The organism is Paracoccus sp. M683, assembly GCF_007096355.1.
GTDB lineage: Bacteria > Pseudomonadota > Alphaproteobacteria > Rhodobacterales > Rhodobacteraceae > Paracoccus.
Window position 1 is genome coordinate 1 of record NZ_VKDF01000075.1, and the last position, 261, is coordinate 261.

Genomic DNA, 261 nt, shown 5'->3' on the forward strand with positions numbered 1-261 from the left:
TCAAAGGCCGGATACATGTCAGCACCCGACTACGCGCCAAAAAGATCCCAAATACCCTCTTGCGCAAGGGGCGGTTATACATGTTGCACAAATCCCTTTTGGGATTCATCTCATGAATCCAGCGTGGTAGCTGGAATCCATGAGCAGACCCACACCTCCAACCTACAAGACCAGGAACTGGCCATCCTACAATGAAGCGCTCAAGCGCCGCGGATCGCTGACGATCTGGTTCGATCCCGAGATGAGCTGGGAGGCCGCACC

At 54.8% G+C, this 261-nt stretch carries 1 pseudogene; it reads left to right on the forward strand.

The features are described from left to right. Positions 1 to 139 precede the first annotated feature (139 nt). Positions 140 to 261 (forward strand): annotated as a pseudogene (locus FNJ84_RS21850) (IS5/IS1182 family transposase); the annotation flags it as partial.